17 protein-coding genes are annotated in these 16,557 nt (G+C 56.6%); 9 read left to right on the forward strand and 8 right to left on the reverse strand.

Annotation, left to right across the window (positions count from 1 at the left end; translation table 11 throughout):
* The first annotated feature begins 2 nt into the window (after window positions 1-2).
* Together H8K04_09645 and H8K04_09650 are read left to right on the forward strand one after the other, a co-directional pair.
* Window positions 3-521: a cytochrome c gene (locus H8K04_09645; protein UVT17935.1), complete on the forward strand. Its 519-nt coding sequence runs from the start codon at window positions 3-5 to the stop codon at window positions 519-521.
* A 164-nt stretch (window positions 522-685) separates the two neighbouring features.
* On the forward strand, window positions 686-1,405 hold the full coding sequence (locus tag H8K04_09650) for an SDR family oxidoreductase (protein UVT17764.1): 720 nt from the start codon (window positions 686-688) through the stop codon (window positions 1,403-1,405).
* A gap of 92 nt (window positions 1,406-1,497) precedes the next feature.
* Here H8K04_09650 and H8K04_09655 read toward each other — a convergent pair whose 3' ends face one another.
* Window positions 1,498-1,983 carry a hypothetical protein gene (locus H8K04_09655; GenBank protein UVT17765.1) on the reverse strand — a complete coding sequence of 162 codons (486 nt, stop codon included), beginning with the start codon at window positions 1,981-1,983 and terminating at the stop codon, window positions 1,498-1,500.
* Between the two features lie 228 nt (window positions 1,984-2,211).
* On the opposite strand from H8K04_09655, the gene purH reads away from it, so the two are divergent.
* The 3 genes from purH to H8K04_09670 all read left to right on the forward strand — a co-directional run bounded on the left by purH (window position 2,212) and on the right by H8K04_09670 (window position 5,906).
* Window positions 2,212-3,765 carry a bifunctional phosphoribosylaminoimidazolecarboxamide formyltransferase/IMP cyclohydrolase gene (purH, locus tag H8K04_09660; protein ID UVT17766.1) on the forward strand — a complete coding sequence of 518 codons (1,554 nt, stop codon included), beginning with the start codon at window positions 2,212-2,214 and terminating at the stop codon, window positions 3,763-3,765.
* 149 nt (window positions 3,766-3,914) lie between these two features.
* Window positions 3,915-5,186: a phosphoribosylamine--glycine ligase gene (gene purD, locus H8K04_09665; GenBank protein UVT17767.1), complete on the forward strand. Its 1,272-nt coding sequence runs from the start codon at window positions 3,915-3,917 to the stop codon at window positions 5,184-5,186.
* 276 nt (window positions 5,187-5,462) lie between these two features.
* Window positions 5,463-5,906, forward strand: coding sequence for a hypothetical protein (locus H8K04_09670; GenBank protein UVT17768.1), 444 nt, complete (start codon window positions 5,463-5,465; stop codon window positions 5,904-5,906).
* Window positions 5,907-5,920: 14 nt separating this feature from the next.
* Here the strand turns inward: H8K04_09670 and H8K04_09675 are convergent, their stop codons facing one another.
* The 5 genes from H8K04_09675 to H8K04_09695 all read right to left on the reverse strand — a co-directional run bounded on the left by H8K04_09675 (window position 5,921) and on the right by H8K04_09695 (window position 9,020).
* Entirely contained in the window at window positions 5,921-6,280 is a 360-nt protein-coding gene (locus H8K04_09675) for a hypothetical protein (GenBank protein ID UVT17769.1), read from the reverse strand.
* A gap of 46 nt (window positions 6,281-6,326) precedes the next feature.
* Complete coding sequence (locus H8K04_09680) at window positions 6,327-7,520, reverse strand: pyridoxal phosphate-dependent aminotransferase (protein UVT17770.1); 1,194 nt, start codon at window positions 7,518-7,520, stop codon at window positions 6,327-6,329.
* On the reverse strand, window positions 7,517-8,005 hold the full coding sequence (gene coaD / locus H8K04_09685; GenBank protein UVT17771.1) for a pantetheine-phosphate adenylyltransferase: 489 nt from the start codon (window positions 8,003-8,005) through the stop codon (window positions 7,517-7,519). Before coaD ends, H8K04_09680 begins: the two co-directional genes overlap by 4 nt.
* Window positions 8,002-8,571: a 16S rRNA (guanine(966)-N(2))-methyltransferase RsmD gene (rsmD, locus tag H8K04_09690; GenBank protein UVT17772.1), complete on the reverse strand. Its 570-nt coding sequence runs from the start codon at window positions 8,569-8,571 to the stop codon at window positions 8,002-8,004. The genes coaD and rsmD overlap by 4 nt, the downstream gene beginning before the upstream one ends.
* 275 nt (window positions 8,572-8,846) lie before the next feature.
* A complete protein-coding gene (locus tag H8K04_09695) occupies window positions 8,847-9,020 on the reverse strand; it encodes a hypothetical protein (GenBank protein ID UVT17773.1) in 174 nt (57 codons plus the stop codon).
* Window positions 9,021-9,205: 185 nt separating this feature from the next.
* Between H8K04_09695 and radC the strand changes: the two genes are divergently transcribed.
* Window positions 9,206-9,931: a DNA repair protein RadC gene (gene radC, locus H8K04_09700; GenBank protein ID UVT17774.1), complete on the forward strand. Its 726-nt coding sequence runs from the start codon at window positions 9,206-9,208 to the stop codon at window positions 9,929-9,931.
* Between the two features lie 81 nt (window positions 9,932-10,012).
* The gene (locus H8K04_09705; protein ID UVT17775.1) at window positions 10,013-12,115 is read left to right on the forward strand and encodes an elongation factor G; all 2,103 of its coding nucleotides are present in this window, start codon (window positions 10,013-10,015) and stop codon (window positions 12,113-12,115) included.
* 5 nt (window positions 12,116-12,120) lie between these two features.
* Here the strand turns inward: H8K04_09705 and H8K04_09710 are convergent, their stop codons facing one another.
* Entirely contained in the window at window positions 12,121-13,506 is a 1,386-nt protein-coding gene (locus H8K04_09710) for a Do family serine endopeptidase (GenBank protein ID UVT17776.1), read from the reverse strand.
* Between the two features lie 42 nt (window positions 13,507-13,548).
* Window positions 13,549-14,196: a TrkA C-terminal domain-containing protein gene (locus H8K04_09715; GenBank protein ID UVT17777.1), complete on the reverse strand. Its 648-nt coding sequence runs from the start codon at window positions 14,194-14,196 to the stop codon at window positions 13,549-13,551.
* A 205-nt stretch (window positions 14,197-14,401) separates the two neighbouring features.
* Here H8K04_09715 and H8K04_09720 point away from each other — a divergent pair, with 205 nt between their 5' ends.
* Together H8K04_09720 and H8K04_09725 are read left to right on the forward strand one after the other, a co-directional pair.
* The gene (locus tag H8K04_09720; protein ID UVT17778.1) at window positions 14,402-15,337 is read left to right on the forward strand and encodes an adenine nucleotide alpha hydrolase family protein; all 936 of its coding nucleotides are present in this window, start codon (window positions 14,402-14,404) and stop codon (window positions 15,335-15,337) included.
* An 82-nt stretch (window positions 15,338-15,419) separates the two neighbouring features.
* Window positions 15,420-16,481, forward strand: a complete 1,062-nt coding sequence (locus H8K04_09725) for a DnaJ domain-containing protein (protein UVT17779.1) — start codon at window positions 15,420-15,422, stop codon at window positions 16,479-16,481.
* The last annotated feature ends 76 nt before the right edge of the window (window positions 16,482-16,557 follow it).

Consider the following 16,557-nt stretch of genomic DNA (forward strand, 5'->3'; position numbering starts at 1 on the left):
TCATGGGTTTCGCGTCCTTAATCACACCGGCGGTCTGGTCGGCTGACCAAGAAGAGGCGCCGTATGGACTGGGTCGCCCCGCGACGGCCCAAGACATCCAGCCATGGAATATCGATGTTTCGCCGAACGGACAGGACTTGCCTCCGGGACAGGGCTCAGTCAAACAGGGAGGGCAGATCTATGCGATGAAATGCGCCGGTTGCCATGGTCCGACGGGAAAAGAGGGGCCACATGATACGTTGGTCGGTGGCCACGGAAGTTTGCAGACCGCTCAGCCCCGCAAGACCATTGGCAGCTATTGGCCCTATGCGACAACGGTCTACGACTATCTCCGTCGTGCGATGCCGTTCACCGCGCCGCAATCACTGACTCCTGATGAAATCTATGCGCTCGTCGCCTGGCTCCTGCACCAAAACGGGATTGTCGGTGAGGATGCCATCCTCGACGCCCGTAATCTTCCAAGAATCGACATGCCGAACCGAAACGGGTTCATTCCCGATCCTAGGCCGGATGTGCCCTAAATCAGGCCAGAATCGTTGACGCACATGTATCTGCACATGCAATGTGTCAACAGACTCAGACGGCGATGGTTCGTCAGTATGGCGAGGCTCCCCATGATGTATCCGTGTGTTTCCGTGACAGCGGCGGTCACGGCCGATTCTACTGGATCTTAACAGTGTCATCCATGCCACGACTCAAGAACAAAGTCGCGATCGTTACGGGGAGTAGCAGCGGAATTGGAAAGGCGATTGCCCTGCGGTTCGGTCAGGAGGGAGCAAAGGTGGTCGTCGCCGCAAGACGGTTCTCATTGTGTGAGCAGACCGTTTTGCAAATCGGGAAGCAGGGTGGGGAAGCATGGCCGATCCAGACTGATGTGGCCGACGAGCAACAGGTCGAGCGATTGATGGCCGACACGGTGACCCGTTACGGCCGGATCGATATTCTCGTCAACAATGCCGGTATCGGAGGGGGGAGTCGCTTAGCTGAGACGAGTACCCAGGCATTCGATACGGTCATGAACGTCAACCTGCGAGGCACATTTTTTTGCTGTCGAGCGGGCTTCCGCCACATGAAGCAGCAGGGCGGCGGTGTCATTATCAACATGTCGAGTGTGGCCGGAGTGCAAGCGTGGGAAGGCACGGGGACCTACAGCGCGTCAAAACATGGGATCATGGCGCTCACCAAATCATTGGCCGACGAAGGGCGTGCCCACCACATCAAAGTCAGCGCCATCTGTCCCGGGGCCGTGGCGGACGAGTTGGTGAACGCGTCTCCTCAGGACATCGAGTCCAGCGAAAAGATCGATCCATTCGACGTCGCGGAAGCGGCGGTCTACCTCTCAACGCTCGGCAAATATGCAGTGATTCACCAAATTATCATCGATCGGTTGGGAGCTGAATGGTGATGTGCCCGGTTCAGCGGCGGTAGCTGTGGGCCCACGCTTGCGCGATGAGCCCGTCAAGGAAGCGGCAGGTACGAATCGTGTTCGTCAGGCCGTTACAAATATACTTTCTTGGCGTCATCCTTTCGTCGGCGGAGATTCGTTCCGATTCGAGTACGCTCACCCTCGTAGCCGACAGCGGTGAAGTAGAGGGCGCGATCGAAGAATTGATTGAGGAGATGCATCAGCTCCAGCTCTCCATGTAGCTCCATGGCGCTTTCGGACAACCCTTCCCGCTGGACAAAGGCGCACATGTGCTCCTTGGTGGCGGTGATGGCCCAGAGAAAGTGGCTGTAGGCCACTCCCTGTCCCGCACGCCGCGCGCCCAGCTCCGTATAGCGCCGTTCGATTTCGGCCTCGGTCATGTCCATCAACCAGTTATTCAGGTTCTGATAGATTTCACGAGTGCGGGCTCGGAGTTCGTCCGGCGGGACTTTGTGGAGATCGCTGCAGCGAGGAGAGTTCCAGACCTTTTCACTGAGCTCACGGGAAAGCTGTTCGGAGTTCTTCTCGATGAGCCGCACCAACCGGCCAGCCATCATAGCGCACCTCCATACATAAAAAGGTTATGTAACGGAATGCATGCTCCCCATAGTGGGCAAACGTTACCCGATTGGTGACCTCAACGTCAATGACACGTTTGTCGGGGCGGCCGGTGCCGGAAGCGCACCTGTCACCTTGAACTTGCTCCATCCATTTGCTATTCTTCGCCGAACCTTCGTCGTCAACGTATCCATTTCATATCACGCACCATTCTAAGGAGCATACACATGGCCGGCATCAAGCGGGCGCTGATCAGCGTTTCGGATAAGACCGGAGTCATCGAAATGGCCAAGGCACTGGAAGCGCTTGGCGCGGAGATTTTGTCCACCGGCGGGACGGCAAAAGCGCTCCGCGAGGCCGGAGTCAAGGTGACGGATGTCGCCGCTTATACCGGATCTCCAGAAATTCTTGATGGCCGGGTCAAGACCTTGCATCCGAAGATTCATGGAGGCTTGCTGGGCCGGCGCTCGCTCCCGGCGCATATCGAGCAGATGACCCAACATGGAATCGGCCCGATCGATGTCGTCGTCGTGAATCTCTATCCCTTTGAAGCAACGATTGCCAAACCCGATTGCCGATTCGAGGATGCCATCGAGAACATCGACATCGGGGGACCTTCGATGTTGCGATCCGCAGCCAAGAACCATGAGGATGTGCTGGTGGTCGTCGATCCGGCCGACTATTCGCGGGTGCTGGATGCCGTGAAAGGGAATATGGTCACGCAGGCGCTTCGCCGCGAGCTGGCGATGAAGGTTTTTCAACATACGGCGCGCTATGACGGACTGATCGCCGGATATTTGGAGAAACAGGTCCGGAGCGGAGAGGTCAAGTTCCCGAAAGTGTTGTCGCTGCAGTTCGAATTGGCGGAGACGCTCCGTTACGGAGAGAACCCTCACCAACAAGGCGCCTTCTACCGTGAGTTGACGGGCAAAGAACCGTCGGTCTCACGCGGGGAGATTCTGCATGGGAAAGCGATGTCCTACAATAACTTTCTCGACGCCAACTCCGCGCTCGAGTTGGTCAAGGAGTATGACGAGACGGCCGTCGCCATCATCAAGCACAACAATCCGTGCGGGGCGGCGCTCGGGACGACGCCGGTGGAAGCCTACGTCAAGGCGAGGGAAACCGATCCGGTATCGGCCTTCGGTGGCGTGATTGCGTTCAACCGCCAGGTCGATCTGGCGGCGGCGAAGGAAATTACCTCCACGTTTGTTGAAGTCGTCATTGCCCCTGGATTCGCAGAAGATGCGTTGGCCGAACTGAAGCGGAAGAAGGATCTTCGCTTGTTGGACGTGGGATCCTTGACCAAGGTGAAACAGGAAGGGTTCGACCTGAAGAAGCTCGTCGGCGGACTGATCGTGCAAGATCGCGACCTCGGTGTATTGCCCGATCTTCGCGCGCTCGCCGTACCGACGATCCGGAAACCGACGGATGAAGAATACGCCGCCTGCGCGTTTGCCTGGAAAGTTTGTAAGCACGTCAAGTCCAACGCCATCATTTATGCCAAGCCCGGCCAGACCGTTGGAATCGGAGCGGGACAGATGAGCCGGGTGGATTCCGTGAAGCTGGCGGCGATGAAAGCGCAAATGCCGGTGAAGGGGTGTGTCATGGCCTCGGATGCATTCTTTCCGTTCCGTGACGGCCTTGACGCCGCCGCAGAAGTCGGCATTACGGCTGTGATTCAACCAGGCGGGTCAATCAGAGACGCCGAAGTGGTGAAGGCTGCCGATGAGCATGGAATGGCGATGATTCTCACGGGCATGCGCCATTTCCGCCATTGATCGGCAGCTGAAAAGGGCCTCTCGCTGCGTTCTCGGTCGCCCGTCCACCTCAACGTACCGAAGCGTACGCCTCGGTGTCCGAGCTTCCTGCGGCCTTGCGACAGGCCCTTTTGAGCAGCCTCTTTGTTTTCTCACCTAAAAGAGAATCTATGAAAATTCTCGTGATTGGCGGCGGGGGGCGCGAGCACGCGATCGTATGGAAGCTTGCGCAGAGTCCGCGAAAGCCTATCCTCTATTGCGCCCCCGGCAACGCGGGTATCGCCACATTGGCGACCTGCGTTCCCATTAAGTCGGATGACATTGCCGGACTGAAAGACTTCGCACTTCACGAGCATATCGATCTGACGGTGGTCGGACCTGAAGCGCCGCTTGCGCTGGGCATGACCGACGCCTTCCGCAAAGCCAAACTCAGGATTTTTGGGCCAACCAGGAACGCGGCTCGCTTGGAGGCCAGCAAGATCTTTTCCAAAGATGTCATGGCGCAGGCCAAGATCCGGACGGCGCAGGCCAAGAGTTTTGACAAGGTTGCAGACGCGCTGGCGTATGTCGAACAGCACGAATTGCCGGTCGTGATCAAGGCGGACGGGTTGGCGCAAGGGAAAGGGGTCATCATCGCGACGACCCACGAGCAGGCCCGGCATGCCGTCGTGGATTCGATGGAAAAGGCCGTCTTCGGCCAAGCCGGGAAGAACGTGCTGATCGAACAGTTTCTCGACGGAGAAGAATTGACGATCATGGCGTTTACGGACGGCAAGACGGTGGTGCCGATGCCTCCCGCGCAAGATCATAAGCGGGTCGGTGATGGTGACACAGGGTTGAACACCGGTGGTATGGGGGCCTATTGCCCTGCGCCGCTTGGCACCGACGAGCTTCAAGCTCGTGTCGCTCGTGAAGTCTTACAGCCGATGGTGGATGCCATGGCGCGTCTGGGCTCTCCATTTCAGGGAGTACTCTATGCGGGGCTTATGGTAGTCAAGGGAACACCGTATGTCCTGGAATTCAATGTTCGTATGGGCGATCCGGAAACGCAGGTGGTGTTGCCTCTGCTTAAAACAGATCTGATCGAGGTCATCGAGGCTGTGGTCGAACATCGTCTTGACCAGCTCACGGTTGAATGGCAGCCGGATGCGGCTGTCTGTGTCGTGATGGCGGCTGGAGGATATCCCGGCTCTTACCGGCAAGGCACCCCGATCAGCGGCCTATCGTCGGCGGCTTCTTCAGAAAACTCTATGGTTTTTCACGCGGGAACAGCGCGACAAGAGAACGACATCGTGGTGACTGGAGGCCGTGTGCTCGGTGTTCTCGGTCGGGGATTGACCTTATCTGAAGCGCAACGCAATGCCTATCGCCTCGTCGGAACGATTTCCTTCGAAGGATGCCACTTTCGCACGGACATCGCATACCGTGCGCTCAAGGCCTAGACCGGGTACGTCCGCCGTCTCAGCGAACCAGGCTGCTGACTATGTCGATCGCACCCGAAGGTGTGTTCGTGTTACCGGCGCTGTGCAATCTCAAGAGCGAATTGTAGATCCAAACAGCCTGAGCCGATCTTGTTCGATGAGGAGGCAGCCTGATCTGCTAGAATGCCTTCACTCGACAGCCATCGGCGAACATGTTAGAGACAAGACAGGAATTTCGTGAACCCGTCATGCGTGTCGACGACTTCCAAATGAACAATGAAGAGGGGAACTGAGAATATGGCGATAAGCAGTCATCCGTTGAAGGTCCTCGGAACGATCTGTGGTCTCGGTCTGATGCTGAGCTTGGTGGGATGCGATTATTGGCCTCCGGCGTTGCAAGCCCAGATCGAACAGTTGCGCTCTGAAATACAAACCCTCACGATGGAAAAAACGCAGCTTCAGGCTCAGGTCTCCGACTTTTCGAAAACCAGGCAGGAACTCCAGGGGCAGGTGGACGAACTGAGCCGGATGAATCGAGAGAAAATGTCTATGATCACCGGTCTGCAAAACCAGTTGGACGCCACGCGTGCGAGAGCATTGAAGGCGATGTCTCCCAAATCACCGAGTCATAAAGCAACGGCAAAATCGACTGCGAAGCCGGCCGCCAAATCGGCAGCCAAAATCACCCCAAAAACCACGGTCGCCAAGAAACCAGCCTCGAAAACTGCCGGTGTCCGATAACCCGCTCGACGAACTTACGAAGAAGAAGAGGGTGTCGTGCCGGACGTGCTTGTCGATGAACCGGTAGATGCCGGTGCAGGCGTCGCTGCAGGGGCGGGAGATGCTGCGGTCGAGGGAGTCGCCGCTGCAGATTCTTTCTTCTCTCCCGTGCTTGTTCCACCGGTTTCCCCACCGGCGCTCGAGGGAGGCTTGAGTTTATCCGAATAGTCGGTGACGTACCACCCGCTCCCCTTGAACATGATCCCGGGCGAAGAAATGAGTCGTCGGATCGCTTTTCCACACCGTTCACATGTCGAGAGCGGATCGTCCTTGATGCTCTGTTTCACTTCAAAGCGATACGAGCAGCTGTCACACTGATATTCGTAGATCGGCACTTGTTCCCCCTCACTCTTTCCCGTTCTTGGGACGAGCCGGCGCGGCTCACACGAGCTTGGCAAACGCCTGTCCGAGGCGTTCCAGCCCTCTGGTAATATTCATCATACTGGTGGCATAGGAAAGCCGGAGATGCTCTTGGCTTCCAAACGGTTCGCCCGGCACAACCGCGATCCGCGCTTCGCTCAAGAGGAAATGGGCCACGTCGTTCGGCGTCTTCAGCATACCCGAGGGGCCCCGCTTTCCCAACAAGCCTTTGATATTGGGAAACGCGTAGAAAGCTCCGCGTGGCATCAGGCAGGCCACGCCGGGGATCTTGTTGAGTCCGTCGACGATTGTGTTCCGGCGATGGGAAAATTCTTCCACCATCTTCACCGTGAACGGCTCCCCAAGGCGCAATGCGGCGACTGCGGCTTTCTGTGAAATGGAGCAAGGATTGGACGTGCTCTGGCTTTGAATATTGGCCATCGCAGTAATCAGGTCTTTCGGGCCGGCCGCGTACCCGATCCTCCACCCCGTCATGGCGTAAGCTTTAGAGACGCCGTTGATGATGACTGTTCGTGCCGCAATCTCCGGTCCGAGCGAAGCGATGCTGATGTGCGTGGTCCCATCGTAGAGAATCTTTTCATAAATCTCGTCGGAAATCACGATCAGATCATGCCGGACCGCCACCGAGGCGATCAGCTCGAGCGTCGCTCGATCATAGGTCGCTCCGGTCGGGTTGCACGGGCTGTTGACGATAATGGCTTTGGTTCGTGGAGTAATGAGTCGTTCCAGCTCGGCAGCATGGACCGCGTAACCGTCCTCCTCCTTCGTCGGCAATAAGATTGGGGTTGCGTCGTTCAGGAGCGCTTGATCCAAATAGGACACCCAATAGGGAATCGGAATGATGATTTCGTCACCGGCCTCGAGTAAGGCTTCGGCCAGATTGTACAGCGAGTGCTTCGCACCACAGGAGACCAGGATTTGAGATTTCTCATACCGGATCCCGAGTTCAACCTGAAGCTTGTCGATAATCGCTCCACGCAGCTCATCGATTCCTGACGCAGGCGTGTATTTGGTAAATCCGGCTCGAATCGCCGCTTCCGCCGCAGCCTTGACCGGTTCCGGTGTGTCGAAATCCGGCTCTCCTGCGGAAAAGTCGATGACATCCAGCCCCTGCGCGGCCATCGCCTTGGCGGTTGCAGCCATGGCGAGCGTCGGGGAGGGTGCGATGCGGCTGACACGAGCGGCGAGCTTCATGACTTCAGACTCCGGATACGATCTTGTAATCGGCGAGCCACTTCTGGGTGGAGAAACTCGGTCAAATGTCCACCGTGGTGCGCCACATCTTTGATGATCGTCGAAGACAGATACGAATATTCCTCGCTGGGCATCAAGAACACCGTCTCCACGTTCTTGGCAAGTTTTCGATTGACCAGAGCCATCTGAAACTCGTGTTCAAAGTCTGAAATAGCGCGCAACCCACGGATAATGGCGTGCGCACCTGACCGCTCGACATAATCGACCAACAATCCCTCGAACGCGGTGACATCGACTTGATGAAAATCTTTCATGACCAGTGTCACCATATCAAGACGCTCCGCCAAATTGAAGAGCGGATGTTTGGAGGGATTCGGCGCCACGGCCACGACCACTTTGTCGAACACACGAAGGCTGCGGGTAATGATGTCGGTATGACCATGGGTGATGGGATCAAATGTGCCGGGGTAGATGCCGATTTTCATGGCTGTTGTGCACGAGGACAGGAATAGAGCGATAGGGCGGTGTCACCGTAACGGTATTGGCGCAAGAACTGAGTGTGCCCTAATGACATGGGGAATGCGGTCTTTGCGGCATGCTCGATGACCAGCCAAGAGTCAGCGGCGAATAGGTGAGCGGTCCTTGGCTCCTGGAATAACGAGAGAAGTTCGTGTGACTGGACGTAGGGTGGGTCGGCAAAGACGATATCATAAGGACCATTCCACTGATCGGGACGGCTCAGAAACTGTTCGACCTGTTGGTCCTTGACCTCTAATTGCTGACCGATATGACACAGCTTTACATTCTGCCGCAGAAGTTTCAAGACCTCCCTGTGCGATTCGACGGAGGTCACGTGTTCGGCTCCGCGGCTGATGGCTTCGATCCCGACGGCCCCGGTCCCGGCATACAGGTCTAAAAACCGACAATTCGCCAGCCGGTTACCGAGAATCGAAAACAGAGCTTCTCGAACCCGGTCGGAGGTTGGACGAAGAGCGAGTTCTCGCGGCCCAAAGAGTCGCCGACCTCGGTGGGTACCTGCGATGACACGCATACGAGACAGCATCGTCGTGCAGGCCAGACTCTAACATAGCGTTTTTGCAGGGGTCAAGAAATCCAACTGCGAGGGGAAGCTCGTAGGTACGCGAGAATGGGAGAGGGGATCAACCGCGAGCGACCTAGTAAAAGATCTTCAGTTCTTTTTTGACCGTCTTCCAGGAGAAGACTATAATGTGATCGCCGGTGTCGCATTCGAATGGAGCGCATGATCACCAGAACGTCCCGACGTAACCCTGACGGGCTCGGTTTCCGAGCCCGATCCATTGAAACTCACCGAGTGGCAACTGTCTGTGATTCTTTGGCAGCAAGGCTCTTTCGGCGGTTGTTGGAGATGGTGCGGTCGATAATCGCGCCACAATTGATACATTTCCATGCATAGAAGACGAGAAAGAAATCCGAGAAGCGCTCCAACATCATCATTCCCTTACACTTCGGACATTCCATTGCTCCCTCCCAGGGTGGCTACGTTCACAGCTGTTGGCGAAGGAAAGCAAGAGCTGCACCAATTTGTCATATGTCAGTATTTCAATAAGTTATGAATTACGTATTTGCCTTGGGCGGGTAATTCTTTCGTATTTGCTAGTACAAAAGAGTCCGGCCCGTCAATTTTTTGTCACCTGATGGGAATCATGGCGCCTAAAGGTCCGGGGAAGGGCATCGCGTTCTGGCCCAAGACCGAGCGTCCTCGTGAGCGTCTCCTTGCGAAGGGCTCTGAGGCTCTTTCTGATGCCCATCTTCTCGCGATTCTGCTCAGAACCGGACGACGCGACTCTTCCGCGGTGCAAGTCGCGATCGAACTCCTTGACCGAATGGGAGGGCTGGGAGGATTGGCGGTGTGCGGTGTCGAAGAACTCTGTGCCGTTCCAGGCGTCGGTCCTGCAAAGGCCGCTCAACTGAGAGCTGCTCTGGAGTTGGGGAGACGTTCCCTGGCGGTTCCACTCTCGACCGGCACGCGTATTTCCTCGAGCGCCGATCTCTTCAAACATTTCCATCCGGCGCTCCGTGATCTGAAACATGAGATCTTCAAAGTGGTCTTGCTCGACGCCAAGAATACCGTGGTCAAAGAGACGACCGTTTCTGAGGGAAGTCTGACGCTCAGCATCGTGCATCCACGCGAAGTCTTCGCCCTTGCCGTACGTGAATCGGCCGCGGCTGTCATCTTCCTTCACAACCATCCGAGCGGAGATCCTACTCCAAGCCAAGAGGATCGCCGATTGACCGAACGATTGGCGGCGGCCGGCCACCTATTGGGGATTCGTGTGTTGGACCATGTGATCGTCGGAGATGGCCGGTATGTGAGTTTTGCCGATGAGGGATGGCTGACGGGACAGCGCGATACCGACGACGATCGGTAAGTGATATGCGCAATAATCCGGCATCCGGAATGTGAGGACAGGATGGTCTAAATCGCCATATTCAACCAAGGAGGGCATACCATGGAAGCAGCCCGTGTGGAGCCCGTTAGAAATGTCGCGATCGTATCCAGCGCCGGTGCGGGCAAGACCTCTCTCAGCGAGGCCTTACTGTACGTCGGTGGAGCGATTCCCACGCTCGGTTCTGTCACGCAGGGGACCACCGTTTCGGACTTCGAGCCGGAAGAAATTCGTCATCGCAATTCGACCAGCACCAGCCTTCTCCAGTTCACGTGGAATCAAACTCATATCAATCTGATCGACCCACCAGGCGCGCTCGCGCTGCTTGGTGAACCCCTTGCCGCCTTACGAGCCATCGATGGGGTCATCCTTGTGGTGAGTGGAAGTATTGGGGTGAGGACGGAACTGGCGCGGCTTTGGACGAGAATCAAAGAGCTGGATCTCCCATGTCTTCTATTTGTCAATGGCCTGGACAAAGAGGGTTCATCGTTCGAGAGCGCTCTCGAGACCTGCCGCAAACAATTCGATTGCGCTCTGATCCCCATGACGATGCCGGTCAGGCAGGGAATGAATATGGATGGCGTGATTGATGTGCGATACGAGAAAGTTATCCGTTCCGGACCCGCCTCGCCCAAGATTGATCAGCTACCGATTCCAAGTGATTTGGATGGGATGTTCAGGGAAGCACACAAGCAGCTCGTGGAGGCGGTAGCAGAGACCGGAGACGCCCTACTGGAGACCTATCTCACCCAGGGTGATTTGAACCAGGAAGATCTTCTCCAGGGACTCAGACGCGATATTCAGACGAGACAATTCCTGCCGGTGTATTGCGGATCGGCCGCTCAAAACGTGGGAGTGTGGTCGCTGCTCGACGCCATCGTTGCCGTATTGCCTTCACCCAGCGAGCGCGGTGCGGACCATCCATGGCACGGCACCCAAGCGGAGACCGGCGAAGCTTGCGAGCGGAAGGGGAGTGGAGAAGAGCCGTTTTCTGCCTATGTGTTCAAGACCCTCATCGATCCTTTCGTGGGCCGGCTGTCCTATTGCCGTGTGCTATCGGGAACCGTCCACGCGGACACGACGGTGCTGAATGCGTCAAAACATGTGCGGGAAAAACTCGGCCATTTCTACAGAGTGCTGGGCAAGCGTCATGTGGCCGTCGATTCTGCCGGGGCTGGAGACATCATTGCCATCGGAAAGCTCAAAGACACGCACACCGGCGATACGCTCTGTCACGAACATGACCCCATCTGCTATCCAGGGCTGAGTTTGCCGAAACCGATCTTGTCCTTCGCCATCGAAGCCAAATCAAAGGCGGAGATCGACAAGGTCAGTCTCGGCTTGCATAAACTCATCGAGGAAGATCCCACGCTGGAGTTCGCGCGCAATGCCGAGACCAAGGAGATGGTGCTGAGTGGGATGGGGCAGTTCCACATCGATTTGGCCCTCGAGAAACTCCACCGCAAATTCGGCGCCGACGTGACCTTGCACACACCGAAGATCCCGTATCGGGAGACGCTTAAGACAAAATCACAAGCACAGGGTAAATACAAGAAACAAACCGGTGGGCATGGACAATACGGAGATTGTTGGCTTGAAGTGACTCCGCTGCCGCGCGGCAATGGATTTGTATTCGAGAATCGTGTGATCGGGGGGGCGATTCCTCGAAATTTCATTCCCGCAGTGGAAAAGGGTGTGATCGACGCCATGCACGGAGGGCCGCTCAGCGGGTTTCCGGTCGTCGATGTGCAGGTCACGGTCTACGACGGATCCTACCACGTCGTTGATTCGTCTGAAATGTCGTTCAAGATCGCGGGATCGATGGCGTTTAAAAAGGCGATGGAGACGGCCCATCCGGTGCTGCTGGAGCCCGTCATGACGGTTGAAATCGATACACCCACCGACGCGGTTGGGGCGGTCATGGGAGATTTAAACGCCCGCCGTGGGCGAATCGTGTCCGTCAATGCGCAAGACCACGTGGAACAGATTAAGGCGACGGTGCCGCTGGCGGAGTTGCTTAGGTATGCCACCGCCCTCAATGCCATGACGGGTGGACGGGGAAGCTATGTCATGGAGTTTGCGCAGTACGACGAGGTCCCTCGAGAGCTGACGGCAAAGATCATCGAACGGCATAAGGCGGAGGCACAGGCCGTTGCGACCCACTGAGAGGTTCAATCGGAGGATTTGAGCACGACGAAAAATGCGCGGTTTTCCCGAAGCACGCGCAGCAACACGGTATCGCCGTGTCGGGATCGAGAGATCGCCGCTTTATATTCTGCGACGGAAGAGACCTCCGTACGGTTGACTTCCTTGATCAAATCCCCTTCTCGGAGGCCTTCGGCTTGAGCCAGACTGTTGGGCTCGACCTTGGCGATCAAGACTCCTTTTGACTCGCGCAGTTTGAATTTCTCCGTCAGACCGGCCGTCAGCTCTTGGACGTCGAGGCCGAGTTTGACTTCCAACTTTTCCTCTTGAGGAAGAGCCGCGGCGACGGCCGTCTCGCGTCGCTCCGTGAGGGGGACCTCCACCATCAGGTACTTCAGATCTCGGACGACCTCGACCTTTGCGGCCGCGCCGGGGGGCAGTGATCCGATCAGGCGAGAGAGTTTGTTGGGTGAATCGACCACCGCTCCGTCGATTCGGACGATCACATCGCCCGGCTGTATCCCGGCGGCGGCGGCCGGATCCTTTTCGAAGACTTCGTTCACCAGGACCCCTTCTCCCTCAGATACGCCGAATTTTTTGGCCAACTCGGCCGTGAGAGGTTGAATGCCCACGCCGAGCCACCCGCGAACGACTTTACCCTTGGCCAGCAGTTGTTCGATGACTTGTCTGGCCATGTTGGACGGGATTGCGAATCCGATGCCTTGGGCAAAATTGATGATCGCGGTGTTGATGCCGATCACCTCACCGCGGAGATTGAAGAGTGGACCGCCGGAATTGCCTGGATTGATTGATGCATCGGTTTGAATGAAGTTTTCATACCGTGAGAGGTTGATGTTTTCACGGCCGATTCCACTCACGACGCCAAGGGTCACCGTGCGGTCCAGTCCAAACGGATTCCCGACCGCCAGCACCCATTGGCCGACTTTGACGCCGGTGGAATCCCCAAATCGGGCGCTCGGCAATGGCCGATCCGCCGTCACTTTAAGCAGAGCCAAATCCGTGTCCGGATCCTTTCCGATAACCTGGGCGATGAGCTTTGTTTTGTCTGAAAACCGGACTTCAATTTCAGCGGCGTCCCCGATGACATGATTGTTCGTCACGATATGACCGTCGCTGTCGACGATCAGCCCAGACCCCGAACCCGAAGCATTCGGCGTCCGCTCGCCGGAGCCTTCGCGAGACCGACTTGTGCCGGTGATGGGGAAAAGATTGACGACCGAAGGCTTGGCTTGCTCGGCCAGCTCGGTAATGACGGCTTGTATCTCTTCCAACATGCGGATGCCGGGAGAGTCGGCAGATAGCGCTTCGGCACGGCTCAATCCTATCAGTGAAAACAGGATGACCAAGGGAAAAACCAGAACACGTGAAGAAAGAACCGCCATCGTTGCCATCGATTGCTATTCTATCCGATCTACATCGATGTGCCTACTATCCTACGCCGATCTCGTGAGCGTAGTTGTGAGAGGACGTTGGCCGGTGAACCACGAAGTGAGTCGGTCCAGTTCCCCTTGAGGACCGATCACAATCACAATGTCACCTGGGCGCAGGAGGAGATCGGCGGCCGGAGCCATCAGAAATGGCCCTCGCAGAACCGTCACGATATGTGCAGAAGGGGCGTGAGGAAGCGCACTCAGTGGTTGTCCAGCCGCGGCCGCCTCTCGCATAACGGTGAGCCGTTCAAGACCGGCTGAGCGAAGAGTCAAATCACGTTGGAGCGTCAGCAAGTCTTGATGAATCGCTTCGAGTTTAAGTTCACGGATCTGTGCATCGACACGGGTCAATGACTGCTTGAACTCCTGAATATGAGCGAGAGCATCGGCGAGTGCCTCATCAATCGACTCGACAACCGAATCAGGAGGAGAGTTCTTGTGTAGCCGGTCGGAAACCTGGGTGACGAGTTGCTGTCCGACCTTGGCCGTTACATCATCGATTCGCTGGAGCAAGGTGGACGCCTGCCAGTGCAGCCGAATGATCTGGACCTTCCGGTTGACCAGTTCCGACACGGCGAGAACGGTCTCATAGAAAGCATGTCCGGTGATCGATAGTTCCTTGTGGACGCGGCCAAGAAGTTCAAAGGTCATGTTCTGATAAGTTGGATTATGTTAACTTATGATCCTATCGCCTTGTGGGGAACGATTGAATCCATTCTGAATCTAATCCCACGCGGTCTCCCCTCCTTTCATAGCGGATCGCGGCTCTGAGGTCAATTACGTCCGGAGTTTCATGACGACCGCGTGCGGGATGTCAATTTGCAATTATCCCGACGTCGCTCGTATGATCGCAGCGATGAACTGCACGAAATGTAAGACCAAAGCCGTCATGCGGTTACCCCGCCACAATGCGGCGTTCTGCAAAAGCTGCTTCAATGGGTTTGTGCAAGATCAGACCGTGAAAGCCATTCGATCTCAGGAGATGTTCGTCAAGGACGAGCGCATCCTCGTCGCCGTTTCGGGCGGCAAGGACAGTTTGGCCCTGTGGGACATTCTGCTCAAACTCGGCTATCGGGCCGATGCGCTGTATGTAAACCTGGGGATTGGCGGATATTCCGAGTCATCTCACGAAAAGGTTGTACATTTTTCCGACACCGTGGCCGCTGCACATGGCTCGGTGCTGCATGTCCACACCGTCGAGCGTGAAGAAGGAGCCGGAATTCGTGAGCTTGCGATGCTGGTCCACCGTCCGACGTGTTCGACCTGCGGCACGATCAAACGCTATCAATTCAACCACGTCGCAATCCAGCGTGACTATGATGTGATGGCCACAGGACATAACTTGGATGATGAGGCTGCTCGCCTGCTCGGCAACGTACTGCACTGGCAGGATGAATATCTGGAGAAGCAAGGTCCCAGTCTTCCTGCCTCCGTAGAGGGATTTGCCAAGAAGGTGAAGCCGCTCTATCGATTAACCGAACGTGAGTTGGCGGCCTATTGCGTCCTGAATAAGATCGACTATGTCGTCGAGGAATGCCCTATGGCGCAGGGAGCGCGCACCCTCCTCTATAAGGAAGTCTTGAATCGTTTGGAAACAGAATCGCCCGGGACCAAGCAGATGTTCTATTGGGGCTTTCTCGAAAAACACCGGACGAGTGTGGCGCCCGTCGACATGGCGGAGAAAGACCGTACGGCCTTGCACCCCTGTTCCCTCTGCGGTCAACCGACCACCGCCGGAACCTGTTCGTACTGTAAGCTGATGGCCCGAGCGAAAACTTCGAGCCCTCATTGAACCATTCGGCCCTTGCAAACCGCTTCCACACTCCGTAAGCTGACCCCATTCACTTTTCCATTGCTTATCAATCGGACCTCGTATGGCGGCTGTCCCGCGCGACTACTATCAAATTCTCGGCATCCCTCGAACTGCCTCTCCAGATGACATCAAAAAGGCCTACCGCCGCCTGGCCCGACAGTACCACCCGGATCTCCACGCGGGCGCTAAGAAGGCCGAAATGGAGAAAAAATTCAAGGAACTCAACGAAGCACAGGAAGTGCTCACCGACCCGGACAAACGCAAAAAATACGATCAGTTTGGAACAGAGTGGGAACAGGCGCAGGCCTTCCAGAGAGCCCGCCAGCCGTCAGGAGGCCGAGGCGGGTTTGGAGGACCATGGGGGTTCGACGGGGAATCCGGCAGCCAAGGAAGCGGCGGTTCCGGGAGTGAGCAATTTTCCGACTTTTTTGAGAGTATTTTTGGAAGCCGCGGCCGTAGCGGAACCGGACGTAGTGGGTTCGCGATGCCGGGCGAAGACCTTGAATCCGAAGTCCAGTTGACCCTGCGGGAAGTGCTGACCGGCGTGATCAAGCGCGTCAACCTGCGTGAACCTCAAACATGCTCCACCTGCCAGGGCAGCGGTTCCGTACGAGGGCGATCGTGCGGCACCTGCCAGGGAACCGGTATGACCAGCGAGTATAAGACCATTGAAGTTCGGATTCCGGCCGGGGTGCAAGATGGGACGCGGGTCAGGGTTGCCGGAAAGGGCCAGCCCGGAGCGAACGGCGGCAAGCGTGGCGATCTGTATCTTCACGTGGTGATCCCTCCAGATCCGATCTTTCGTCGACAAGGCTCGGACGTGCATGTCACGTTGCCGATCTATCCCTGGGAAGCCGCATTGGGAGCTGACGTGACGGCTCCTACCTTGGCAGAGCCGGTGAAAGTCAAAGTGCCTCCGGGCAGCAAAGCCGATGGTAAACTACGACTGAAGGGTAAAGGGCTTCCCTCGGCGACAGGCGGGCATGGTGATCTGTTCCTCACGCTCCAAATCGTGATGCCGACCACCGCGACCGAAGAAGAGCGGGTGTTGTACGAACGTTTGAGCAAGCAGCGACATCCAGATCCACGAATGGAGCTGCTCTATACCGCCCAGAGACGTTGATGTGAAGTGTGCTCAACTCCTGGGTGATTCGTCTTTGAGTCGTCGTGCTTGCTTGCGTTGCGATGACTGCTGTGGC

Source organism: Nitrospira sp., from assembly GCA_024760525.1.
Lineage (GTDB): Bacteria > Nitrospirota > Nitrospiria > Nitrospirales > Nitrospiraceae > Nitrospira_D.